Genomic DNA, 25,159 nt, shown 5'->3' with positions numbered 1-25,159 from the left:
ATATTAAGGTGGTTAAAAGCTTCTAGCTTTTAGCCACTTTTGGTATATGGATGTTATATTGATGACAACATTATGTATCCCTCTTTTTCTGTAGCAAAAGCAGGCAATAGTTATGCATCGAAAAATTTTCATAACTATTGAAGGCATTTTCTAAGTAAACACGGTATTCAGCTTGACTCATCGTCGCCACTTGATGAATAAAGTCTACAAAATCACTCGGTTGATCTGCTATAAAACCATTGTATCCATGTTTGACGTATCTGCTATTTTCTCCTACATTACTTGCAATAGTAAGCACTCCACAAGAAAGATATTGTTTGGCTTTAAAAGCAGATTTGGCAATATTAAAAGGATGCTTCACAAGCGGAGAAAGACCAATGTCAAATTGACAAATTTTAGGATACAACCAAGCATCATCTTCCCAGTTTAAATTTAATGGAATGTCTAGCTCAATATTCTTAGATTGCTCAAAAAATCTAACTATTTGGGGAACATCACTAGCTTTTTTAACTCCAATAATAGATAATTTTAAAGGGTGTTTTATTTGTAGAATTTGTGGAAAAAGAATGTGAAAAAGACTGGTCTTGTGAGAGAAATTTTGAGATATGTTATTGCCATCTCCTACATCTCCAACCCAGCCAATGTGTATTTTTTTATTTTTCGAAACTTTTTTGGAGGTATGTCTGTAGACAGGGGAAGTCGCTATATAAACATTTGGATTGAATTGGAGGCAGTAGTTTTTTAGAGCAAGGCTTCCAACTTGAATTTTTTCACAATGTTGGAGAAAAAAGTGAAGTGATTTAGTGTCTTGACGTAAATATTCAGCATCGTCTAAGTCGTAGAGTGTCTGCTTATTTTTAAGCAAAACAAGCAATTTTAATGCATTGGCATAAAGACGATTGGAGCAAATCTTTTGTATGACAATGAGTGCATTTTTTTTACGAAAGAATAAAATTTTAAAATAAATTTTAGCAAAGGCATACAACCCTTTGAGAGACCGACTAGGTGTGACAAAATCAAAGGTTATGTTATGCTTTTCTTGGGCGTATTCAAGTGGCATCTTGCCTCTATATCTAGTACTTGGACAAGTTAAATTATAAGGAGCAAACCAATAGACATGGGTGATTTTTGACATAAAATTTTAGGGTGTTAAGGTTTGGTAACTAAGGGTGTATCGTGCGTTTGAATTGAAGGTTGAGAAAAAAAAACGTTATCAATAGATTTACTTAATCATCAATTCAATTTCCTCAATCAAAGAAATTAAATCTCTATCTGGCTCTTGGTTGACAAACTCATTGGCAGCTTCAAATGGATCAACAGGGTAGGCTTTTTGAGAGTTGGTAGGAGAGATAGCAAAGACGACATAATGACCATATTGGGGAGAATTTTCATTCAAATTAACGCCCCAATGCCCTTCGTATTTTTGAATCAAATACTCTCCAATTAAGTACCCAATTCGCACAGAAATCCATACCCTTGTTTCTGCATCAACAGGTTCTGATTGCATAAATTCGGCTACCGTACCAACAAAAAGCGTCATGGCTTCTGAGTTAAGTAAGATAGAAGAAGGATCATGGTGTTCTAAACGCTCTGCAAAATCAATGATAACAGGGTAGCTTTCTTTAGCAAATTGTTCTAAATTATCTCTTCGTTCTTGAATGATGTCTTTATTCATTACTTATAGTTTCTTACTGAAGTTATTCTTTCCGATACATTATGTCACTTCTAAGGACATATTTAGCATGGCTCAAGATGGGCATGCCCTCATGTTTTTGTTCGTGCATAAAACAAAGAGCAGAACCTATTTGAGGTTGGACGCTAATATCATCAAATTTTGTTGCTCCGCCAAGAAAGTCATCGTTTAAGTAAACCATAAATGTAATCCGACTTTCTTCCCATTCATTTCGTTGAAAACGCCCATCAATATGTCGTTTAAAGCGTTGTCCTTTTTCGTAGCGATAGAAGCGAAAACGCTCATTTAGTCCGACAGCATTCCAACCATCTATCTGATGAGGACAAAAAGGAGCCAACTTTTCCCAAAGCTCTTTTGCCAACTGTTGATCTTCATAAATCAAGCGATAATTATTGCGTATCCCCTTCATCATTTTAGAACCTGAAGATAGGCTAACTTCTGCCTCTTCAAAGCCTCTAGTTTCACTAAAAAAAATTAAATCTTCACAAGCCTTAGGGGACAAAAAGCGATCTATAATCCATATCTTGTCACTCAATTGTTTGTAGTTCATTGTAGCAAAATTTTAATTGTAAACTCCTTTCGCTTTAATCGCCTGTTCTATATGCGCCAAATGATGGTCACAGTGCCAAGCATAAATACCAATATTTTCTTTTAAAGAAAAACGTCGATCATGTTCAGGATGAATGAATTCTCGTTCTAAATCTTGAGTAGATAATGCTTTTAGAAGAAAAACCCATTTTTGATGCAAACCTTTTAGTAACAATAGAGCAGAGGAGAGGTCATTGTCCAAAGAATCAGGTAACTCTGCCCATCTATTTTCCCAATAAGGGCGAATGTTAGGGTTTGTTTCCGTCAATGCTAATTTGAAACGAATGATGCTATTCATGTGGCTATCAGCACAATGATGTACGACCTGTTTGATACTCCAACCTTCGGGACGATATTTCCAATTTCGTTGCTCAATACTTAAATTTTTGACCAATACTTCAAGCCGATTTGGAAAGGCTTCTATACTCGTAATCCAGTGTGTTATGGTAGTGGCGTCTATTTGAATAGGAGGGGAGAATTCACCAATAGGAAATTTAAGTTTTTCTAAATTCTGCATTTTTTGAATGTTTGCTTTTTTTAGTTTGGTTTAGATTTTTTTTATGGGTTTCTCAGTTACATAAGGTTGTTTTTTAAGTGCATCCCATGCTTCTTTAGAGATTATTTTTTCTAACTGATAATGGAGTTGAAGACCATTGTCCATCTCGCGCTGATAATCAACCAATCCAATCCCTTTGCAGTACAAGGACAGTTGATGAAAATCAGAAGTGCGGACACTTTTATTGGCTTTTATGCTATGTCGATAAGAATCTTTGAACAAAATACTTGGATAGGTTTTTTTTTGAAAAATATAATCAGCACCAGTACCAACATATTCGCGCATTTTTCGGATACTTTCTTCTCCAAAAGGGCTGCTGTATCGAGCCGACCATTTTATTTTTTCCTTATTCGTTTGTTGCCAACGAAAAATATCTTTGTGTATAGGACGAGTTGGCGTAAGAATACCCGTGATATAAATCGTATAGCGACTTAATTCGGTGCCCTGTGCTGTGATTTTTTCTTCACCAGCATCTACCTCATAAAAAGCTTGGTCAAATGTATTGGTAATAACTAGTGTATCTCCGTCTACTATTTTTGTTTCCATTAGGCAGTAAAAAATATCATTAGGATTGTCTAAATTGACATATTTGTAGACAATGGGCTCAAAAAAATTCTGATAAGGAAAGTAGTATGCTTTGAGATTGATTGTTGTTTGTGCCGATAAGGAAAAGGTTACTAAACTACTAAAAAAGGATATAAGAAAATAAAATTTTAATTTCATAGTAGACGGTATGATAGGAGTTAAATATCTTATAATCTAAGATGACAATAGTTTGTTGAAAGAAAAAACTTTATTGGCTTGATAGTTAATGAGTTGTGATTTTAGTGTGTTTTGTGTTATGGCTTTGATTATCAATACGATATGAATGTACTTTTTTGTCTTTTTGGTGAAAAAGTAAACAACTAAGCAATATCGATCTCATGACCGCAGGGAACTAGCCTTGCGCTCTCATGAGCGTAGCGAATAATAATCAACGACCACGAAGTAGCAGCGTAGCTAATTACTAAGATAAGGTATTCTTATTATAAAGTCATGATTTGAATGGAAAAACAAATGAACAGCAGGTGTAGGGGGAACTAATCTTACTGTTAAAATTTATACCCAGAGCAATTAAATTCGTATTTTTAAGTGTTTTTACGACTGTGCAGTAGCAGCGTAGCACTACCGCAAGATCGTATATTTTGTAATTGCTTATCTTATTTAGGACACATCCATGTAAATTAAAAACACATGACGATATTAAGAACTATACTGTGGACGATCTGCTTAATGGGGAGTGTTGTCGTCTGCACAAATGCTCAAGACACATTGACATATGCATTTTTTGGACATCCTTATCAAGGAGATCCTGATGGGAAAAAAGTAGATTTTCGCTTGGAGGCTATGGACATGAGCCAGTTCGATGGTATCTGGTTGGGGGGAGATGTAGGGTCTGAAGCAGCCTTGAAGTATACTAACTTGCAATATTTAGATAGCCTGTTTGACTTAGATAATCCGATGACACATTGGGCATTGGGAAATCATGATACACGAAATGGGAATCTAGAATGGATTGAAGAATTTACAGAACGCCCAAGTTTTTATGCTTATAGTTCGAATGGCTTAACGGTTGTTGTTTTAGATGGAAATATCACACCTTTGGATTGTGAAAAATTAAATGCTCAATATAATTTGGTGAAATCTGTTTGTGACACAATACAGTCAGGTCATTTGGTGTTTTTGATACATCACGGTATTGCTATAGATGTACCAGGAGTATCGAATCCTATTACTTATGCTCATAATGAGGCTCAAAACTGGATGGCACATTGTTATCATGATTCGTCTAGTTATACCAAATCTATCTATCCTTTAATGGTTAATGCCAAACAAAGAGGAGTGAATGTTTTTCACATCATGGGAGACACGGGGTCTTGGTACAAATCATTCCACGAAACTTCGGTTGATGGAGTTGAATACTTAGCCGCAGGATTGGGAAATGGATATAGATTACAAACTGGTCAAACGATTTATGCAGCCGATGTTGCTATTATTTTTAAGCATGTTTTGGCAAACAATCAATTAACTTGGTCTTTTGTTGAAATAAATGATTTATAAAAATTAGTTAATAATAATCTTGCCCTGATAGCCTTTGTCGTTCACTTCAATCCTATAGACATAAACTCCTTGAGCCAAGCGATTGTTAAAATAAATGGTTTGAGAATTGCCTTGGAACATTTCTTCTTGAATCAGCCTTCCTGAAATATCGTAGAGTTTGAATTTGATGGTTGTATTTTGATTTTTTGTTTTGGTATCAATATTAATATATGTTTGAGTTGGATTAGGGAACAGGATAGGGGCAATATTTTCGATGGTGTTATCTTGATTGAGTGCTTTGAGGATACGACCATCAGTGGTCGATATATTCACAAAATATAAATCCTCATCTTGATTAGAATGGCTTTTGGAAGTGCCTAAAATACCAATGGAATTATCTGCCAAATATGCTCCCGCATTTCCGTAGTCACTATTTTCTCCGCCTAAAGTTGTTGACCAGATTTCTTGACCATTCGCATTTAATTTTAAGACAAAAATATCTGGCTTTTCATCTACTGAAAAACTACTACTCGTTCCTGTAACCAGTAATTCTCCATTGGCATTAATATCAATATCATTGCCATATTCGTAGCCATCTCCACCAAAGTTTTTCCGCCAAATCAAATCGCCGTTACTATCTATTTTATAAATAATGACATCAAAACTCCCATTGGTTTGTTCTATGCTAGAACCTACAATATAAAAATGACCCGTACCATCTGAAATAATTTTTCTAGCAAAGTCATGTTTAACACCGCCAAAAGGTTTTCTCCAAATTTCGTTGCCTAAAGCATCTGTTTTAATGACTAAAATATTAGACGCTGAAGAACCAAAATATTCAGAAGAGTTGGCTATTTTTCCAATAAAAGAACTCGTTGTGGCTAAAATAAGAAGAGAACCATCATTAGCTTCGACAACATCCATACCTATATCTTTAGCAGAGTCCCTTGTTACTGTGTCATAAAATTTTTGCCAAAGCAAAATACCGTTTTGATCCGTTTTAGCTAAGAAAATAGCCCCTAAATCGCCTTGTGCTCTATTAATACCTGTCATTAAATACCCTCCATCTTGTGTTTCTTTGACACTGTATACATAATCGTTGTGATAGTCACCAAAATAAGCAATCCAAATTAATTGACTGGAAGTATTGTATTTAGCCAAAACGACCGTACTACGTCCTCCAGGAGCGTCCCATGAATGCCCTGTTACAAGATAATGTCCGTCAGAAGTTGCCGTAATGTCCCCTGCTACATCAAAGTGAATATCTCCCCATTCAGAGTGGTAACTATCTTCCCATGCTTCGTTAACTTTTACAACAAAAATATCGTCACTTCCCATTCCAAAGCTTCGAGTTGTACCAGCAAGAAAAAATTGTTGATCAATTTGACAAAAAGCAACCCCTTTGTCATTTTTAGAACCACCATAATATTGGGCACTTATTGATGTTAAAGTACAAGAGAAGATGCAAAGGAAAATTAGTAATTTTGGCATAAAGAGAAATGGGTTTAAGTTAATTGTAAATCAATGAAATAATTGTTGGTCGTAAATGAGAATAAAGGCTGTTGAAAATCCAAAAATATTCAATAAAAATGGTTCCTCCCAAAATATTGAGAAGAACCATCGTTTTTTAACAACCTGTACAACATTCCATTAGAGATTCATGGGAACTTCCATGACCAAAACTTTGGCATCTGAACTAGCTTCTAGGTTGAATTTTTCTATATCCCAAATCCCATAGCCATCACGACGTTCTAATTGTTGACCATCGACTTTAACATTGCCTTCCAGAACAAAGATATAGACACCATTTCCTTCTTTTTTGATCGAATAGCTATCTTTTTTGCCTTTTTCAAATTTTCCCATATGAAACCAAGCATCTTGGTATATCCAAACACCTTGATCGTCTTTGTTGGGGGACAATACTTGGTAGAACTTGTTTTTTTCTTCGATTGCCCGAATAGAAATTTGATCATACCGAGGCTCAACATTCTTAACTTTTGGAAAGACCCATATTTGCAAAAATTTGACTTCTTTATCTTTATTTTTATTCATTTCACTATGAAAAATTCCAGTTCCTGCACTCATTACTTGTACATCGCCTTCTCTAATGACAGAAACTGTTCCAATACTGTCCTGATGTTCCAAGTCGCCTTCTAATGGAATAGAGATAATTTCCATATTGTCATGTGGGTGCTTTCCAAAACCTCTATTGGCTGCTACTCGATCGTCGTTTAGGACTCTCAAAACACCAAAATTCATTCGATTGGGGTTGTAATAATTCGCAAAACTAAAGCTGTGGTAACTATTCAACCATCCATGATCAGCTTTTCCTCTACTATCGGCTTTATGCAATACTGTGTTCATCGTTTTATCTTGTTTATTGGGTAAATGATTAAATCCAACTTGATTCAGTAACCTATCATAAGTGGATTTTTTGTTTGATTCAGCTTTGATACTAGTAGGCGAAAAAATGGTTGCCCAACTGGTTAACAAAGCCCCTTTTATAAAGTTTTTTCGATTCATATTCGTTTGTTTTTGTAACTACAAATATCGAGTAAAACAGTCAATTAGGGAATATGAAAAAACGGATAAAACTTATGAAAAAGCGATGAACAATTATTGCTCAATACTGTTGTTATTAGTAGTAGGATAATCTATTAGATTATAACAAAAAGCCATTTTGGGGTTGTAGTGGCGCAGGAATATTCGTATCGTCAAGCATCTCTCTCAAATCAATCTCAATTCCTCTAGCAATAGAAGTAATCGGAACATCGTTGTACGTTCCTTCAAAAGGGTTTTCGGAATAATCGCCAATCTTTTCCATCAGAAAATAAACCCAAATAAGTAAAGCTGAAATTAGCGGACAAAAGAAAATTGTCCAACCTGCTGGTTCCATAAAAATATCCAACATAGCAAAGGGCAACAAGGCACAAAAGACCATGGTTAGCCATAGTGCCGTAGAGGCATATTGTCTAGGAAAGGGAAAGTTTTTGATGCGCTCAGATTTTCCTTGATCATCGTATAGTTTTGTAATCAACTCATGAAACTCCACATGTCTAAAATCATTAAAATAGCCTAAATCCTTTAGTTCTTGTAGTCGTTTGGATTGTCGTATCAATATTTGAGTAGCAATATTGGATTTTGTTTTGTAATAATCCACTTCGTCTTGTTGAATGTATTGCAACAACTCTGTGTCTAATTGTTGGTAATAATTTTCGCAGACAGTAGGATTATAAAGTCCTTTGATACGTTCTTGTGTATGCTCCCATTCCTTGCTTAAACGAAGTTGATAACGAAGTGCTGTCATCCAAGCAATATGCCGATAAAGTAGTTCTTTTTGGATTGTTTCGCGACCATCTCCTTGAACAAATGCCATTGTAGCAGCGCCAAAAGAGCGACTGTGATTGACAATAGCACCCCATATTTTTCGAGCTTCCCAAGTGCGATCATAAGAACTGTTATTTTTGAACCCCAAATAAAAAGCCACTGCAATACCAATAACACTGACAGGTTGCCAAGGCAAAGAAAATTTAATTTTTAATACAATGGGAATGGCACAGATTGCGGTCGCATAGACTAATCCATATAAAAAAGGTTTTTTGGACCAATTGGCGGTCATTTTAAAACTATAATTTCGTTTGGCGTACATAGTGTTATATTGTTTTAGTTATGGATAAAATGAGTTGTTGATAGCATCACGACTTTTTGAATTGAGAGGGAGATAAGCCCGTGTTTTTTTTGAAAAAAGCACTAAAATTAGCAGGCTCAGAAAACCCTAATTGGTAAGCGATCTCTTTGGAACTCAAATCAGAAAAGTACAACAATCGTTTGGCAGCAATGGTTATCCTAGCTTGGATATAATTTTTAGCAGTTTTTCCAATCAAGGATTTAATGGTTCTATTGAGGTGATCTGGTGTAATGTTTAAAGCACGGGCATAGTCAGAAGTAGAATGCCATGTCAAATAATTACTTTCGACCAACTGCTTGAATTTTTTTAAGATAGAATTACTGGCTTCCAATTGTTGAGGGTTGTCAGTAGGCAAGGTGCAAATTTGATTGCAGGTAATTAAAAATAGTTTCAACAAAGCCCCTGTTGCTGCTGTTTTGTATTTGTGGGTACTGTCTTGGCAAGCGATCATTTCGTTGCAATAATAAGCTAATTTGTCAAATTGCTGTATATTTAAATCTAAAGGTGGATTTTGGTTATAATTATTAAAAAGATTAAGATCATCAATAAAAGAAAGAGGAATGTTGTTTTGTATCAAAAACTCTACGGAAAAGACCATCGAATACCCTATAGAAACTTGTTCTTCTATGAGTTGATGTACTTGCCCTGGCGTGATGAAGTAAACTTGTAAATCACTGAGTGGATAGGATTCAAAATCAATGAAATGCTTTCCTTGTGCCTGTTTTATGAGCAAGGCTGTATAGTAATTATGTCGATGTGGGGCATCTGGTTTCCCTTTTCTTTGCGTGTAAATGGCTTCCATTCTAGAAATACCAAAACTTAGCTTGGCATTGGCGGCATTGATATGCTGATAGGTTTTTATATTGTCCATTTGTAAGAAATTTGCGGTTAAGTGTACCAATATAACAAATTTGGAAAGCAAACAAGAGACTCCTAATTTTTGGTAATGTCTAATAAATTTACGCTTGTTTTTACTTTTATTCTGTTAATGTAATTACATTAGTTGCACCACTTCGTCAAATAATTATCTTGCTTTTTGTGGAGTGATCTTTTAGTGAAAAAAATATTGGAGTAAGTACGATCTGTTACTGGCAATTTTTAATGAAGTATTGCTAGTATTAGTAGTTAGCTACGCTGCTACTTCGTGGTCGTTGATTACTTCGTGAGCGCTGCGCTTTTAGTTAGTTCGCTAGGTTCATGACCTTGGGCCTTTGTGCTAGTAGTGTAGCAAGTAACAAAGCGAACGACCACGAAGTAGCATTACTAAGTAACTACTATTAAAAATAATAAATAAATAATAAAATGACCATAAAAGAACGTTTGAAAGCACTGCGTGTTGCTATGAAATCAGAAGGTGTTGATGCCTTAATTATCCCTGCTAATGATCCTCATCAAAGCGAATATGTGGCAGAACATTGGAAAGTACGAACTTATTTTTCAGGATTTACAGGGTCAGCAGGACTGTTAGTTGTTTTGGCGGACTATGCTGCTTTATGGACCGATTCCAGATACTTTTTGCAAGCAGAATCAGAACTGGAAGGGACAGGAATTACCTTGCACAAACAAAAAGTACAGCATGCACCAGAACACGTTGAATGGCTGTGTAATACATTGCCTGAAAGGGCAACAATAGGGGTAGAAGCAAGTTTGTTTTCTGTACAACAAATTGCTTATTTAAAATCTCATTGTAGTCTTAAAGATATTGTCATTAAAGATGTCGAACGGATTAGTAGTAAAGTTTGGGAAAACCGTCCCCCTCTGCCTGACACAATTGCATACGATTATGATGTTTTCTACAATGGTAAGCCTAGAGAAGAAAAGTTGTCGCAAGTTCGTGCGGAGATGAAAAAAAGAAAAGTAGAGCATTATTTTATTAGTGGTTTGGATGAAATCGCTTGGTTGTTGAACATTCGAGCATGGGATATTGATCATACTCCTGTCGTACTCTCTTATTTGTTGGTGAGTGAAGAAAAGGCAACCTTGTTTATTAGAGATTATAAAGTGCCTGAAGAGTTAAAACGTAAATTAAAAGCATCAGGAGTATCCCTAAAGGATTACCATGCTGTAGGCACTGCTTTGAGTGTATTACCAGCAAAAGATACCATTTTTGTAGACAAAAATAACTTTAGCTGGTCTTTTGAGCCTTCTCTCAAAGCGGATTTGATAAAGGGGACTTCGATTATTATGCCGATAATGGCGATTAAGAATGAGACAGAAATAACTCATTTTAGATCGGTAATGGTTAAAGACGGAATTGCTTTAACTCATTTTTTCAACTGGTTAGAAAAAACAGTTGAAAATCGAGATTTAAAAGAAACAGAAGTAGCGGATAAGCTAATTTACTTCAGAAGCCAACAAGATTTATACAAAGGCGAGAGCTTTCCGCCAATTGTAGGGTATCAATCCAATGGAGCTATTGTGCATTATCGTGCCGAAGAAAAAACTTGCGCTACCATCAAAAATGAAGGGATGCTCTTGATTGATAGTGGTGGGCAATATTTGGATGGAACAACAGATATTACAAGAACCATCTGTTTTGGAACACCGACTGCGCAACAAAAAACACACTATACCTTAGTTTTGAAAGGTAATATTGCCTTGCAAACGGCTCATTTTCCTAAAGGTACAACTGGGGTTCAACTGGATGTACTGGCTAGAATGAATCTTTGGAATGCAGGTCTGAACTATGGACATGGAACGGGGCATGGAGTTGGTTTCTTTTTGAGAGTCCATGAGCCCCCTCAAGGGTTTGCAGAAAGTACGACAACCTTGAGAGGTTCCTCTCCTTTAAAAGCGGGAACTGTATCTTCTAATGAGCCAGGTTTTTACAAAACAGGTGCATATGGTATTCGAATTGAAAACTTAATGCTTTGTATACCTTCTCCAATTAATAAAGATTTCTTGGCATTTGATGCCATTACCTTGTTTCCAATCGAAACGGAATTGATTGATTTATCTTTGATGTCAAAAGAAGAAATTGCATGGTTGAATCAGTATCATCAACGTGTGTATGCAGCTTTGTCGCCTTCGTTGGAAGGAGAGGAGAAAGCTTGGTTGTGGAATAAATGCCAAGCTGTTGGTGTAGAGTAAAAGGAAGATAACCAAAAGTTTAGTTGAAGATTTAAACTATGGGTATTCATATTCATAGTTTAAATCTTCAACTGAATCTAAAAAGTGCGAAGCGCATCTGATTCAAAAATTTGAAACCCTACTTTATTAGAATTCATAATTGCGATCATAGCTTTGGCAACTTGCTTGCCCTCAATACCCTTGTATTTGTTTGGTACAGCAAAAGCAAATGCTGTCATAAATAGTTTACCTACCAATTCTCCCATTCTCAACTCGTCGCGAGCCCCCATTAACAAAGATGGTCGCAAGATATAACACGCTTCATAACTTAATTTTTGAAGGGCTGCCTCTGTTTCGCCTTTTATTCTATTGTAAAAAATACTAGAATCTTTATCTGCTCCCATAGAAGAAACAACTGCTATTTTTTTAGCGCCATTAGCTAGGGCAATTTTAGCAGTTTCTACGATATAATCATAATCTACTTTTCTGAAAGCAGCTTGAGAGCCCGCTTTTTTGATTGTCGTTCCCAAGCAGCAAAATAACTCATCTCCGATGGCCAAGTCCGCATTAGGCCAGTTAAAATCATAGCGAGTTTGAGTTAGCTTTTCATGCTTTATTTCCAATGGTGTTCGAACCAATGCCGTGATCTTTTCGTAGCGTTCGTCTTGTAATAATTGTTGAACCAAGCGTTTTCCGACCAAGCCAGAAGCGCCAATAATTAAAGCTGTTTTTTTTGTCATTGATTAGTATTATTGTATTAGTACTTCGTGGATTTTTTATTTTTTGCAAAAAAATAAAAAAGCATCTTTACATTAGTTTTGATTATTAGCTCTTTAAGGAAGTAAGCGGTACTAGTGCAACCTATTTGTAATCAAACTGATACGGTTTTTCCAAGAAGTAATGATAGTATGTTTATTCTAATTAAATAGGAGCGATAAAAAACATTTGTTGAAGGTGTTTCCAAAGGTCGATTTCTTGATATTTTTGAGCTTGTTCTTTGGTGCGTTGATACCTAGAACGACTATCTTTTAAGCGACTGTATTCTTCTTTTAGGCGTTCCAAACCAATGGTATATTTAGCTCGATTTTTTTGATAAGCAGCAATACGCTTAAAATCAGCGGTATTAGCTTGATAGATAGTTTGAATAGCCTCCTTACTTCTATTAGCTCTAGTTTGAGCTTCCTCTAACAAAGCATCAAACCGAGTTTGGTATCGTTCATGAATTTCGGTTTCTTCTATTTTTCTAGCCTCAAAAAGTTGCTCCAAAAAAGCTTTTTGTTGCGCATATTTTTCTTTTAATACGGCAATCTGAGGAGTGTTTTTTTCTCGTAATTTTTTAAGCACAACCGAAGCTTCTTTTTGTATCGATTGTTTGCGTTTGGCAGTTTCTTGTTGCACTTTTTTGAGTTCATCCATAAGTTTTTTCTTGTACCCCTGAAATTTATCTTCGTAATGTTGATGAATCTGCTCTTTTAGTGTTTTACTCAATTCAACTTCTCCCAATTTGACCGCCATCCACCATTCCAGTAGTTCGTGGATTTGATAATATTTGAGTGGAGCAATCGAGACTTTTTTATCATCTTCTAGGGTAACAATCCCTGGAGCTTGTATGTTTTTGATTTGATGGATATCTTGAATGTTGTGCTGATTTAAAAAATGTTTGATTTCATCTTTAAACAAGCTAATTTTGGTGGCAATATTATTGGGAACGTTGGCAAAATCTTTCTGAATTTGACGTTTCATTTTAATCAAAGTCTTCTTTTCTTCTTGTTTTTTAGCTTGCAAGCTTGTTTTTCGATATTGTCCAATTTTTTGTTGTACAGAACGTTCCAAATTTCGAAGTCTACGTTGATCTTTTTCAACAACTTGGTCGTATTCGAGTTGCGTTGCCTTTAATTCCTTGCCCAACATTTTTTGCAAATCTTCCATACTTTCTTGCAATGCAAAATCAATCGCTGATAATTCTGCATCTAAGGATGTTGCTGCGGCAAACTCAGAATTGGTATGTAGAGCACGATTGTATTTCTTTTTTAGGGCAGTGTATTCAAAAGTCTCGGATTGAATTAAGTCTTTAGCCAATTTATCTTGTCGTTCCAAATCTTCTTGTAGTTGCTTAAATTCATGAGCGATAGATTGTTGAATGGAATAATGTTGGTTTTGAGATGCATTGGGGAAAAATTTAGAATGCTCTTGATTCAACCGCTTCCAAAATTGTTCTAAATGTTCTTTGATCCCTTCAAATATTTGTTGCTGTTTTTGAGCAAATTTTAGAGTTTCTGATAAAGATATCTTTAGCAAGTAGGCTTCTCGATTGTTTTGACGACTAAAAAAACTAAACCAAAGGATTGTCATCGAACTAACAACTGTAATTAGTACCACCAAATAACCAACAGGCAAGTTGTTATTAAAAAAAATATTCGAAAGACCATAGGTCAGTCCTAATGCTAAAATGGCAGCGTTGATTCGCCGAAGAGGAAGCATAAAGGTTGCATCAGATTTCTTTGTGGGAAATGAAGTTATCAGCGAATTGTTTGTAGGCATCTTTAATTCCTGAATAAAAGCATCAGGTGAAATACTAGCTTGGTATACCGCCTCTAATAACGTTTGGTTTTCTGGTAATTGAATTAATTTTGATGGTAGAACTCTGAAACGCTGAATGTCCAAGTGTTGCATAATTGCAGAACACCAAGCATGTGCTGTTGGTCGCAATTCTGGTTGTTTACTACCTATTACAAAAGCTTGTAGAAACAAATCTTGGAATTCTTGACTCAAGTGATAAAAGGATTCATGCGGAGGCGGAATACTTTTTTTATAAGAACTGATCTCAGGATTAAAAACAAAAAGATGGTGTTCTATCTTTTTGGCTAGGGTCGTAGCATTATCATAAGGAGACCGAAAAGAACCAGCAAAGGGATGGATGCCCATGAGTAGTTTGTAAAAAATGACCGCCATACTAAAACGATCCCAAGCTTGTTGTTGTGTTGGGTCGTGCGCATTGTTTTTGTTGTAATATTCGGGTGGAGTATATTCGGGCGTAGCCACTGGAGCATCAAACAACTTCTGACCATTTTCAACAACCTCTACCGAATCCAAATCAACCAAAGAAATTAAACCATCTAAGGTAATGATAATATTATCTGGTTTTAAGTCTACTAAAATATAGCGTTTGGAAGCATGAATTTGATGAATTGCTGTAGCGAGATTATAACAAACTTTTAATCTCAATTCTAGTGCATTGTCTGCTTTGTTATGAAACCGATACCAAGTATTGGCTAATTTTTTAGGCAAGTTAGAGGTACATAAAATTTCTAATTTTTCTCCTTCAACCAAAGGCATGACAAAACCAAGAAAGTTGCCAGCAGCATCTCTGATACTATCTTGTACCCAAACAATAGCATTTTGTCCTTTATCTTGGGGAGGGTATTCCAATAAGTAATCAATTTTAGCTTCTCTTGTAGGGCTAAGTTTATTGGGATGGTAAATTTTAACAACAGAATTGGAAAAGGAGCGAGGAGCAATAATGCGATATAGATGCCCTTCTCCTCCACTAGCAAATGGCTTGTGAGAAAGCATCAGTTTTTCTTTACTCTTCTTGGTATAAACACTAAGACTCATTGAGGTATATTGGGTATTGACAAATTTAAGAGTTTTACCATACGGACAAATTGCAGGATAGCAAAACTCTAGACAACTAATTTAACGAATAAATTGCAGTTTGCCCAATCATTAGTACCATAAATCTCTTTGTTAGAATACTTATTGGGGTAAGTAAAAATGCTCTTGTTCTAAATAATTGGCTTTGGGTTTTTGGGCATCTTCAGGAGATGATTGTTTCTTTTTGGGTTGAATACCTAATTCCTCCATATTAGACAAGCTAATGCCTTGCGAGTTGGGCTTGTCTCTAATTTGCTCCTGAATTCTATAAACAGCAACATTGACATTCTTTTCTTTGCGTACCAAATCGTATTGAATGTGCAAGTCGTAGTGTCGTGCCAAAAAATTAGCATACCAATTTAAGAATGAGGCATTATAACGGTGAATTAGATAAATATTGGTATCCAATGGCGCTTCTGTATGAATGTTTTTAATGCCAAAGGCTTCCAATTGCTTGTAGTGATTGGGGGAGTTTGCAAAATGTCCCAAATCAAGCATATTAAAATTTAAAAATAGCGAATCATTGGTTGCTTGATAAGGAGTCATTGTAGATTGCATATAGTAATCGCCACCTCCAATATAAAGTTGATCCGCTTGAGCATTTAAACTATCCAATGCCGCTGACCAATACATCTTGTTAAAAGCTGTTTTACTACTCTCTAGTGTGACCATTTTTAGATTTGATAAAACCATGAAACTGATAAAAATCAAACTAAACAACTTGGTTTTTCGCTGCAATTCTTTGTCGTAGGTAATGAACAAACCTGATAAGGCAATCAAATAGAATGCCATTGGGTAGCTGACTCTAGAGGGTAGATGTTTGAATAAAAACAGCGCGCACAATAAAGCAAAAATCATTAGAATACTGGTGCCTAACGATAGATAAATCCAACGATTGCCCTTGATGAATAACAAACAAAGTCCTGCCAATAGAAAACCATAAAAAACATAGTCTTGAATGGGAGATCCTATAAAAAATTGCCACAGTCGGTCTTCTAAGTGTTCTTGAGGATACGGACAGTTTTGAAAGGTTTCTTGAAGTGCTTTAAACTGCTGAACGCCGTAAACAGTTGAGTCAGCAAAGAACCAATGTTTAAAAAGCATTAAATCCTCGTATTCCCAACCTACTTTATAGAAATAATCGTCTGCTGTAGAAGGACTCCATTCGTATTGAGGTTTGTGATAATCTAAAATATCGTGAGCAGATAAGGAGTGTTTGTATTCATTATAAGCCTCCCAAGCAGGATCTTGATTTTGAATCCAATAATGTCCCTGTTCGACTACCCAAGCTCCAACAAGCATTAATGTGCAAATAAGTAGGTTGGCGACGCGCTTTTCTTTTTGTTGAAAAATAGCATACAACAATAGGGGAAGGCTTAGAACTACAATCAGTTGAAATGAGTTCCAACGAATCATTTCTACCAATAAGAGCATCCCAAAACTCAAAGAAAACCACAGCTTTTGCCGTTTATCTTTGGGGTTTGAAATGGCTGTAAATAACAAAAATACAGCACCTGTCCCTAAGACTAGGGCAGAAGAGGTGAATTGGAGTTCTTGCAATAAGGCTGTTTCGCCTAGTAAAAAGCAAGCTACAAAAATAGCTACTCTATAATAACTTGGTTTTAGTATTAAGATACTATATAGTATAGCAGACATTCCTAGTAAATGGGCAACAGTTAGGTAGAGACCGTACCACGGTAAGCTAGGAAAGTAAATATATAGGTTAGAAAGTAAGTGCCCCAAAAAAATATGAGACCAACGCAGATTAGCCGATGATTCTTGTATAATCCCAGTTCCTGCCAAAACCATTTGCATCTCGACATCATCGGTTGTTCCAAATCGAGTATAGAAAATACTTAGGAAAACGACAAAAAGCACCAAGTTGATGAATAAACTACTTAAGAAAGGCTGTTTTTTTATAAGTTGGCGCATAAAATAGAATGAGACTTGCTATTAATTCCTTGATGTATATTACTTTACTTCGTGGATTTTTTTACTTTTTGCAAAAAACGAAAAAACTACGAAGTATAATATTAAAGTCAGTAAAGTTACTAGACTACAAATATAGAAATTTATTTGAATAGGACTAATGGCAAGTTCGAATCGTCTAATAGAAACTAATTTTTAGGAGATAGGTCGCACAAAATCTGCACCTCTACTCGTCTATTTTTTGCATTCCCCTTAGGAAATAAAGGTTGAGTGCCTCCTAATGCATGTGTTTTTATTCTGGAAGTAGAAATACTTCGTTGAATAAACCAATCTTTTAATTTATCAACACGCTGTTGAGATAGATCTAGATTTCGTTGAGGAGTACCAAAAATATCTGTATGACCATACAGTTCAATTTGGCTATTGGGATACGCTAGGAGATAGGTGCGCAAGATTGACAACGTTCTTTCAGCTTTGATAATATTTTGAAATTTGATAGAATTGTCTTGGAATACAATCTCACTAAGTTCTAACTTTTTGTTGCACTTTATATCGTTCATTGAAACTAAGGCAGAAGGTAAAACGGGGTGATCTTGAGGAGGATTATCAGAGGTCAACTTAAAGTCATTGCTAACATCAGAAGTTTCCTTTTTTTCCTGCATAGAAGGAGCGGTTTTTTCGGGAGCAACAGGGAAAAGTTGAATATCAAAAAAATTCCAGTGTCCTTTCGAATATTTGCTATTAGGACCTTCTAGTAGATCGACTATTTTTAATTCGTTTGGAAGTCTAGGAAAGTGTACTTGGCAAGTAAATACTTCTTTCGGTCTACCTTCTAAGGGCAACTCAATTTGCACTTTATCTTTAGGAGACTTAATGCGTTCCTTGATTTCTACGCCATTCCGTTTAACCGCACTAATTTCTAACAGGTCAAATATTTGACCACTTTCAGGGTCTTTGAGGCACCATGAATTAACCGTATTAGGAGGCATAAAAATAACAGACTTAGTCCATTCTTTGGTGCCTCTTTCGAAGACAAACTTCAAATCTAATACCGTACGTCTCTCAAAGAAGCTAATTTTTGAGATAAAGTAATTTTTTTGCCATTTGGTATAGGTTGGCTGAGATTCAACACGAATTGGATGATTGGATTTCTGAGGTTGAGCCCAAAGACTACAAGAAAGGCTTAAAAATGTTAGTGATAGAAAAAGCTTCATAAACTGTTTTTTAGTGATTAGTCAACTGTTTATTCACCACAAATAATACACCAATTCAATGAGATTTTTGAGGTATGTTTATGCTGCGCCAAGCCCCAATTCTTGCAAGAGTGTTTCACCAATCGATTTTAACCAAGGCTGATCAATAGTTTCTGTTCCCGCTTTTTCTACTTCTGCAATCCATGCAGTAATTTCTTTTTTTGCAATTTCCTTGTTGAAATTAAATGTGATACGCTTGGTAAGATAAGTGTATAGCTTTCTTAAGAATTTGATAAAATTGAAGTTACGAAGTTTTTTCTCGTCCGAATACGTATTTCTTCTTTGTATAAAACGATAGTGTTTTTCTAAATAGCCTAAGATATCACGAATTTCAATTTTATCGTGAACAAATGCTTCAAATAAGGCTTTTATCTCAATATTGTTGCGTTGTACAATAAAGTGCAAACGATGTTCTTTGTTGGGAAGTTCTTGATTTGAAAATGATTTTAGAACCGCTTCCCATTGCTTATGTAAGAAGAAATTATAAGCTTTGGATAGCATAGAAATAAAAGAATCGTATCCTTCATGGATGTATTGGGTATAATCAGAACCAATAGATTCTAACAAACTAGAATCTTTGTAGTAAAAGGCTAAGTAGAGCATATTGATAAAATCTTCAAAATACATCAAGCCATCATCTTGAACCAACCACAAATTGGTAAAGCCCATTTTGTAAACCTTATAGACTTCGTAAACTGTCAGATTTGTTTTTGTTTCTTCGTGTACTCTGTAATAGTCTATAATACCCATCAAGAATGTGAAAATACGTTCTTTGTCTTCTTTTGGCAAATTAAAAGAATACTTATCAATGATCGTCAATACGTGTTCTAGGTCTTCTTTTTGGAAAGGAGCCAAGGCAAACTTGTACACTCGAGCATAGATACTCAATATGTGATTATCATTATTATGATTGTATTGAGTAAGATCAGGTAGTTCTTTTAATTCTTGAAGCAAGAATCGTTCGTGTGCCAATGCAATCCCCCTGTTGGCTTTTTCTATCAGCAATCTTAATTTACTAATCCAATAAGAGGTGTCTAAGTTGTTCTCGCTAAAACTCAAATAAATGGAAGCAGATTCTTTGCTTGTATTGGTGTGTGGATGAGAATATAGGTTTTTGTAGAACTGAGCATATTGATGATAAACTTCAGGAGGAAGAGGTTTGTCTGCATTTTCACTAATTCGTTCTCGAATTTCTTCGTGTAAAATTTTAATATATTCTACTTCTTCTCTGTTACATAACGCTTTTTGCAATAAGAGTTCTTGTACTAGTTCATCTTTTTTTAATTCTGAAGTAATTAAGTGGTTTTTGATGTCAGAAATCAGCTCGCCATACAAAGGAGTCAACTTTTTAGAGCTAGACAACTTCAGCATTTTTACAAGTTTGGTTGAATTGATTTCATCAGTAGATTGAAGGCTCTCCAAGTAGGCAAATAACTTCTCATGTCGCTCTGCACTTTTCGTCGTTTTTCCGCACTTTATTTTCTTAATAAAAGTCCCCCTATCATTGTCTGATAAAGCTTTTATTAAAAAAAAAGCAACTTTTTTCTTTTCCATTTTTGGGGACGTTTTAAAAGGTTAAAAATGGTTATAAAAAATTGATTTGTAATGAGTTGTGTCAATTAAGGGCGAGCCCCAGTTTTTTTAAAAAGGGGGAAATGAGCCATTTTTTGTCCTAGTTATTGGACAAAAGGCACTCTATATTTGTGTCAACAACCAAGCAAATAAGGGGACTTATTTAAAGTTGGTTAATAAGGACAAAAGGTTCTAAAGCATACATAACAAAAGGGACAATATGTTCTAATTCTTTAGGACCAAATCTTGTTAAACTAAGCAGTTTTGAGTCGTCTATTACTCATGCGCTAGCCTTTTATCAAGTGGAAATATATTTCTTATTGATATAATAGCCATAAATCTACGACTATAAATTGTAAAAAGCAAATTAACACTTCATTTTTTTAGATATAAAAATATAAAACTTACAGGGAACATGAATATTTCAAAATTTTTTATCGCCGTACTTACTTCTATTACTTTTTCATTCAACGCAGCTGCTACTTTGCCTACAATTATTGATAACGATATAACTGTAGAAGCCAAGAAAGTAGAAGGCGGACCAAGAACTGTAATCCAAGCAATGACCGAGGTTGTAGTTTTGCAACCAACAGCTAACAATTTATACATCACTATCCTTAACTCAGATGGACAACTTATGGCTAAAGCGACTACTAGTGCACAAGAAGTTACTTTTTCTACAGAAGAGTGGAATGCAGGAACTTACAAGATCGAAACTACTGACGACTCTCAAGAATATCAAGAGTTTTACATAAATGTTGAGTAATCAAATATATACACAACACCAATCAATCAATCAATCAATCAATCAATTTTTAATAAACACACAACTAAATACAGACAGACATGAACTTATTCAAAATATATATCGCGCTACTTTTTACTATTTCTTTCTCTTTTAATGCCAATTCAACGACAAATGTTTTCCCTGATTATACGATGGCAAAAGTAGAAGGTGGACCAAGAACCGTAATTCAAGCAATGACTGGAGCAGAAGAAAATGTTACAGTATTGCAGCCAACAGCAACCAATTTATACGTCACTATCAAAGACTCAAATGGAGATACAGCGATAGAAGCAGAAACGCAAGAAGAAAATACAATGATTTCGATACAAAGCTTAGAGCCAGGTGACTATGTAGTAGAGACAGTAGACGACTATGGTGACTATCAAGAGTTTTCGATTGCTGTAGAATAATCGCTTTGTACCAACTAGAACCACTGCACAAATCAATCATTTATTAACAACAACAAATACCTATATCATATGAAGACGTTAATGTTTCTTATCGCCATATTCGTTTGTACTACTTTTTCTTTGAATGCATCTAGTACAACAACAATAGAACCTGTAGTTAACCTTTTGGTTGTTACCCCCAAAGTAGATGGAGGTCCAAGAACTGTAATTCAAGCAATGACTGATATTACGGTAACACAACCAACAAGTACCAATCTATATATTACCATCAAAAATTCTAGTGGCGATGCCGTCATAGAAGCAGAGACTCAAAGTGAACAGACTGTGATTTCAATAGAGGAATTAGAATCTGGCAGCTATACTGTAGAGACAGTAGATGATTATAATGATTATCAAGAATTCTCTATAACAATTAATTAATAGCTAAACTCTGAAACCCACCCCATACCCCTATTTACTTCACAGACTGACAGATTATTATTATGAATATGCCAAAGTTTTTTATCACGATATTAATTTTTATTACATTTACATTAGGCGTCGTTGCTGAAGCTTCGAAGACAACAACAACTTTCTTAGTCGAAGTGGCTAAGGTAGAGGGTGGACCGAGAACTGTAATTCAAGCAATGACAGATATTGTCGTTCATCAGCCAACAGCTACTAACTTATATATAACTATAGTAGATTCAAACGGAAATGTTGTTATAAAAACTGCAACCCAAGAAAAAAAGACCGTAATCTCGGCAGCGGGACTTAGTAAAGGAACGTATATAGTAGAGACTGTGGATGATCATGGAGATTATCAAGAGTTCCCCATAACTATTGATTGATAAAACTTACCCTGTGACTTGTTTATTATATTAGAACCCCCCAATCTATTTTCTAAATAATAAAGAACAATTGAAACATGAATTTATCAAATTTTTTTGTTGCTACATCAGCAGCTGTTATGCTGCTGCTAAATATTACGGGAATTGTTGATGTGCGTCACGCATCTATTAAGGTTCCTAATACGGTTGTAATTCCAAAAGTAGATGGAGGACCAAGAACTGTAATTCAAGCAATGACCGAAATTGTGGTCAACCAACCAACAGCTACTAATTTGTCTATTAAAGTGATAGATTCGACGGGTGTTGTTGTAATAGAAGAGACAACACAAAGTTTACAAACTAGAATCTCAACGACTGGATTAAAACCAGGAACATATACTGTAGAGACAATTGATGACTATGACGACCTTCAAGTGTTTACCATAGTTATATAAAGATAAGTGCCTGATTTAAACAATAAATATCTTTAAGAGTTCAGGCATTGACTTAAGTAAGTTGTTCTCAGTAAGTAACAACAAACTCATGTATTAATTTTATACTAGTGTGTTACTTATTATTGCTTACTTATCTAAAAATGAAGTGTTAAGGCAAGGGAGATAGTAACTAGATGAAGCTATATTCTTTGCCTTTTTTGTTAATTATGAATACAATGAGGAGTGAGTAAGTGGAGCAAGAAAAATAGATTTTTTAGAGGAAGAGCTTTGGGGAAGATAAAGACTGTACAATCAAAATTAAATCGCTAAGAATCCAACTGAGTTTTTGGAATTTCTTCAAATTCGTTTTGCTTAAAAGTGCCAAAATGCTTTGGTTAGACTTTCAAATAAAGCGTAATCGAGACTTTTATTGTAAAATGTTATTTTAAAATAGAGGCAAATTCTAAGATTCGCTATTATGAATGTCTCTTTTTTGTCTTTTGAGAAAAAAAAGTAAGTTTTTTTTGAGAAAAAAAATGGGTATTTTTTGGGGAAATTTTATTTCGTGTAAAGTGTTGTTTTGTAGTTGGTTATGGAGGTTTTTGTGTTTAAAAATGGCGAAAAAAACGGGAAAAGTTTACACTTCTGTTTTGGCATACTATAAAAATGTGGTCTATATTTGTATTAACAACTAAAGCAAATAAGGGGATTTGATAAAGTTGTATAATAAGATACAAACTATCCATACAGTTTAAGGGACGAAACTAGGATAGAAAAAATCTTGTTAAGCTAGCAGTTGGAAACTATCGTCTAGGTTTTTACTGCTAGCCTTTTTTCTTTATATATATAATAACAGAATGTAACTATAAAGTTATAATATTATTATAAATAATAATAAAATAATGCAGCTTTTTTGTTAAAAAGCTAACAGAAAATCTTTGTGCAATTGTCTAAAGGCTGTTGTATAATGATGATTACCTTTCTCTGCTGTTCGGATAATTAAAGACTTTTTCTCTGTAAGAGTATCGTAAAGAACAAGTTCGAGCAAAAGACGATTACTCATTTTTCCTTCTCTAGGGATGACTTCAGTACATCTCTTTATGTAAAATTTTTTTTGCAGTGCTAACTGCATAAATTCCTTTCCTTCGTCAATAGGCAAAATAACGGAAAAATTTCCCTTAGGATGTAAAAGGGAAAAAACACTGTCTAACAAAGTATCGAATGTTAGAGTATCTGTACTTCTTGCTTGTCGTCTAGCGGCATCTTTGATCAAAGTACCCGATTCTATTTTAAAATAAGGTGGATTAGATATAATGCTCTCAAAAAGTGGTATCAAAGGTTTTTGACTATAATCCTGTATAGATTGATGTAAAATCCTAAGTCGATTTTTCCAAGGACTATTTTCAATATTAGAACTAGCTTGTTCAAATGCAGCTCGATCTATTTCTAAAGCATGAATAAGAGCTTTTGCATTTCTTTGTGCCGACATCAGCGCTAGTACACCCGTTCCTGTTCCTATGTCTAAAATAGAAGATGCTTGAAGCGTATCCGCCCAAGCACCTAATAGTACGCCATCTGTGCCAATTTTCATGGCACACTTATCTTGTTGTACAGTAAATTGTTTAAATCGAAATGTTGACATCTATTATTCCTTACTCCTTAAAAACCCAAATCTAAATCATCATCATCATCCAAATCAAGATCTAAGCTGTCATCGTCGTCTAAATCCAAGTCATCGTCTAAGTCAAGATCTAAGCTGTCGTCATCGTCTAAATCTAAGTCATCGTCTAAGTCAAGATTTAGACTGTCATCTTCCTCTTCTGAATCACTTTCGTCTAAGTCTAAGTTATCGTTCTCATCCAAATCCAAATCTAAGTCGTCCCCTAGGTCAAAGTCTAAGTCGTCACTAGCAGGAGCTTCCGCTGCTTTCTCTTCCTCGGTATCGTCCTCTAAATCCAGATCTAAATCATCGTCTAAATCCAAATCATCTAAGTCTAAGTCATCTAAATCATCTCCAAAGTTGATATTCAAATCGTCAAAATCGTCTCCATCATCATCTAGATCCAAATCATCTAAATCCAGATCATCGTCTAGATCTAAGTCTAAGTCTAAATCATCGTCCTCATCCAAATCAAGGTCTAAATCATCCAAGTCCAAGTCATCCAAATCTAGATCGTCGTCTAAGTCCAAGTCTAAATCCAAATCATCATCATCTAGATCAAGGTCTAAATCAAGATCCAGATCTAAGTCATCGTCTAAATCAAGATCATCTAAATCCAAATCCAAATCGTCTAAGTCAAGGTCTAAATCATCAATATCTAGATCTAAATCGCCTAAGTCCTCGTCATCAGCACCGATGCCAGCTGCACCAGCGGCTTTGTATACCAAGACATCCAATTCGTTTGCTTTAAAGACGCCATAATGCAGGATACTACCTTCAAACCACATACAAGTCGGATCGCCCATTCCAAAACCTTTGGTTTGCATACGACGATCAATAGATTCAAAAGCTGCATTTTCCTCATCTCCAATTAACCGCATAACGGTCATTTCTACTTTAGACACCTTATGTCGGACTAAATCTCCAATTTCCATATTTTAATTGAGTTATTCTTTTGTTGATTAGAGTAGGTTATCC

At 35.2% G+C, this 25,159-nt stretch carries 23 protein-coding genes; 7 read left to right on the top strand and 16 right to left on the bottom strand.

Translation table 11 applies throughout. The features are described from left to right. Window positions 1-70: 70 nt before the first annotated feature. The 5 genes from QP953_RS21785 to QP953_RS21765 all read right to left on the bottom strand — a co-directional run bounded on the left by QP953_RS21785 (window position 71) and on the right by QP953_RS21765 (window position 3,560). Window positions 71-1,135, bottom strand: a complete 1,065-nt coding sequence (locus tag QP953_RS21785; RefSeq protein ID WP_309552953.1) for a hypothetical protein — start codon at window positions 1,133-1,135, stop codon at window positions 71-73. Window positions 1,136-1,222: 87 nt separating this feature from the next. Next, window positions 1,223-1,675: a hypothetical protein gene (locus tag QP953_RS21780; RefSeq protein ID WP_052592480.1), complete on the bottom strand. Its 453-nt coding sequence runs from the start codon at window positions 1,673-1,675 to the stop codon at window positions 1,223-1,225. A gap of 22 nt (window positions 1,676-1,697) precedes the next feature. Beyond that, window positions 1,698-2,243 carry a 2OG-Fe(II) oxygenase gene (locus QP953_RS21775; RefSeq protein WP_052592478.1) on the bottom strand — a complete coding sequence of 182 codons (546 nt, stop codon included), beginning with the start codon at window positions 2,241-2,243 and terminating at the stop codon, window positions 1,698-1,700. A 12-nt stretch (window positions 2,244-2,255) separates the two neighbouring features. Next, window positions 2,256-2,798 carry a YfiT family bacillithiol transferase gene (locus tag QP953_RS21770; protein ID WP_309552952.1) on the bottom strand — a complete coding sequence of 181 codons (543 nt, stop codon included), beginning with the start codon at window positions 2,796-2,798 and terminating at the stop codon, window positions 2,256-2,258. A gap of 30 nt (window positions 2,799-2,828) precedes the next feature. Continuing rightward, window positions 2,829-3,560, bottom strand: a complete 732-nt coding sequence (locus QP953_RS21765) for a hypothetical protein (protein WP_052592475.1) — start codon at window positions 3,558-3,560, stop codon at window positions 2,829-2,831. A gap of 510 nt (window positions 3,561-4,070) precedes the next feature. On the opposite strand from QP953_RS21765, the gene QP953_RS21760 reads away from it, so the two are divergent. Continuing rightward, entirely contained in the window at window positions 4,071-4,937 is an 867-nt protein-coding gene (locus QP953_RS21760; protein WP_309552951.1) for a metallophosphoesterase, read from the top strand. Between the two features lie 3 nt (window positions 4,938-4,940). On the opposite strand, the gene QP953_RS21755 is transcribed toward QP953_RS21760, so the two are convergent. From QP953_RS21755 to QP953_RS21740, 4 genes are all read right to left on the bottom strand, one after another. Continuing rightward, a complete protein-coding gene (locus QP953_RS21755; RefSeq protein WP_052592470.1) occupies window positions 4,941-6,407 on the bottom strand; it encodes a T9SS type A sorting domain-containing protein in 1,467 nt (488 codons plus the stop codon). 159 nt (window positions 6,408-6,566) lie between these two features. Then, the gene (locus QP953_RS21750; RefSeq protein ID WP_309552950.1) at window positions 6,567-7,439 is read right to left on the bottom strand and encodes a pirin family protein; all 873 of its coding nucleotides are present in this window, start codon (window positions 7,437-7,439) and stop codon (window positions 6,567-6,569) included. Between the two features lie 139 nt (window positions 7,440-7,578). Continuing rightward, window positions 7,579-8,565 carry a bestrophin family protein gene (locus QP953_RS21745; RefSeq protein ID WP_052592468.1) on the bottom strand — a complete coding sequence of 329 codons (987 nt, stop codon included), beginning with the start codon at window positions 8,563-8,565 and terminating at the stop codon, window positions 7,579-7,581. Window positions 8,566-8,611: 46 nt separating this feature from the next. Next, window positions 8,612-9,475, bottom strand: a complete 864-nt coding sequence (locus tag QP953_RS21740) for a helix-turn-helix transcriptional regulator (RefSeq protein WP_309552949.1) — start codon at window positions 9,473-9,475, stop codon at window positions 8,612-8,614. A 431-nt stretch (window positions 9,476-9,906) separates the two neighbouring features. On the opposite strand from QP953_RS21740, the gene QP953_RS21735 reads away from it, so the two are divergent. Next, on the top strand, window positions 9,907-11,694 hold the full coding sequence (locus QP953_RS21735) for an aminopeptidase P family protein (protein WP_309552948.1): 1,788 nt from the start codon (window positions 9,907-9,909) through the stop codon (window positions 11,692-11,694). 77 nt (window positions 11,695-11,771) lie between these two features. On the opposite strand, the gene QP953_RS21730 is transcribed toward QP953_RS21735, so the two are convergent. The 5 genes from QP953_RS21730 to QP953_RS21710 form a co-directional block, all read right to left on the bottom strand. Then, complete coding sequence (locus QP953_RS21730; protein WP_309552947.1) at window positions 11,772-12,413, bottom strand: oxidoreductase; 642 nt, start codon at window positions 12,411-12,413, stop codon at window positions 11,772-11,774. A gap of 181 nt (window positions 12,414-12,594) precedes the next feature. Beyond that, window positions 12,595-15,288 (bottom strand): protein kinase domain-containing protein, encoded by a 2,694-nt coding sequence (locus QP953_RS21725; protein WP_309552946.1) that lies wholly within the window; start codon window positions 15,286-15,288, stop codon window positions 12,595-12,597. A 141-nt stretch (window positions 15,289-15,429) separates the two neighbouring features. Continuing rightward, window positions 15,430-17,259 carry a hypothetical protein gene (locus QP953_RS21720; protein WP_309552945.1) on the bottom strand — a complete coding sequence of 610 codons (1,830 nt, stop codon included), beginning with the start codon at window positions 17,257-17,259 and terminating at the stop codon, window positions 15,430-15,432. A 185-nt stretch (window positions 17,260-17,444) separates the two neighbouring features. Next, a complete protein-coding gene (locus tag QP953_RS21715) occupies window positions 17,445-18,470 on the bottom strand; it encodes an OmpA family protein (protein ID WP_309552944.1) in 1,026 nt (341 codons plus the stop codon). Between the two features lie 78 nt (window positions 18,471-18,548). Next, window positions 18,549-20,063, bottom strand: a complete 1,515-nt coding sequence (locus tag QP953_RS21710) for a hypothetical protein (RefSeq protein WP_052592454.1) — start codon at window positions 20,061-20,063, stop codon at window positions 18,549-18,551. Between the two features lie 433 nt (window positions 20,064-20,496). Between QP953_RS21710 and QP953_RS21705 the strand changes: the two genes are divergently transcribed. The 5 genes from QP953_RS21705 to QP953_RS21685 all read left to right on the top strand — a co-directional run bounded on the left by QP953_RS21705 (window position 20,497) and on the right by QP953_RS21685 (window position 22,542). Further along, a complete protein-coding gene (locus tag QP953_RS21705; RefSeq protein ID WP_309552943.1) occupies window positions 20,497-20,847 on the top strand; it encodes a T9SS type A sorting domain-containing protein in 351 nt (116 codons plus the stop codon). 80 nt (window positions 20,848-20,927) lie between these two features. Then, a complete protein-coding gene (locus QP953_RS21700) occupies window positions 20,928-21,278 on the top strand; it encodes a hypothetical protein (protein WP_052592447.1) in 351 nt (116 codons plus the stop codon). Between the two features lie 69 nt (window positions 21,279-21,347). Then, the gene (locus QP953_RS21695; RefSeq protein ID WP_052592445.1) at window positions 21,348-21,698 is read left to right on the top strand and encodes a hypothetical protein; all 351 of its coding nucleotides are present in this window, start codon (window positions 21,348-21,350) and stop codon (window positions 21,696-21,698) included. A 164-nt stretch (window positions 21,699-21,862) separates the two neighbouring features. Beyond that, window positions 21,863-22,108: a T9SS type A sorting domain-containing protein gene (locus tag QP953_RS21690; protein ID WP_197043761.1), complete on the top strand. Its 246-nt coding sequence runs from the start codon at window positions 21,863-21,865 to the stop codon at window positions 22,106-22,108. A gap of 77 nt (window positions 22,109-22,185) precedes the next feature. Further along, on the top strand, window positions 22,186-22,542 hold the full coding sequence (locus QP953_RS21685; RefSeq protein WP_052592439.1) for a T9SS type A sorting domain-containing protein: 357 nt from the start codon (window positions 22,186-22,188) through the stop codon (window positions 22,540-22,542). 895 nt (window positions 22,543-23,437) lie between these two features. Here QP953_RS21685 and QP953_RS21680 read toward each other — a convergent pair. Both QP953_RS21680 and QP953_RS21675 read right to left on the bottom strand, forming a co-directional pair. Next, a complete protein-coding gene (locus QP953_RS21680; RefSeq protein ID WP_309552942.1) occupies window positions 23,438-24,112 on the bottom strand; it encodes a methyltransferase in 675 nt (224 codons plus the stop codon). Between the two features lie 68 nt (window positions 24,113-24,180). Further along, window positions 24,181-25,116: a hypothetical protein gene (locus QP953_RS21675; protein WP_052592436.1), complete on the bottom strand. Its 936-nt coding sequence runs from the start codon at window positions 25,114-25,116 to the stop codon at window positions 24,181-24,183. Window positions 25,117-25,159 lie beyond the last annotated feature (43 nt).

The organism is Aureispira sp. CCB-E (assembly GCF_031326345.1).
In the GTDB taxonomy this organism is placed as follows: Bacteria; Bacteroidota; Bacteroidia; order Chitinophagales; family Saprospiraceae; genus Aureispira.
The sequence above is the reverse complement of the archived record's forward strand: the minus strand, read 5'-3'. Positions and strand labels throughout refer to the sequence as shown.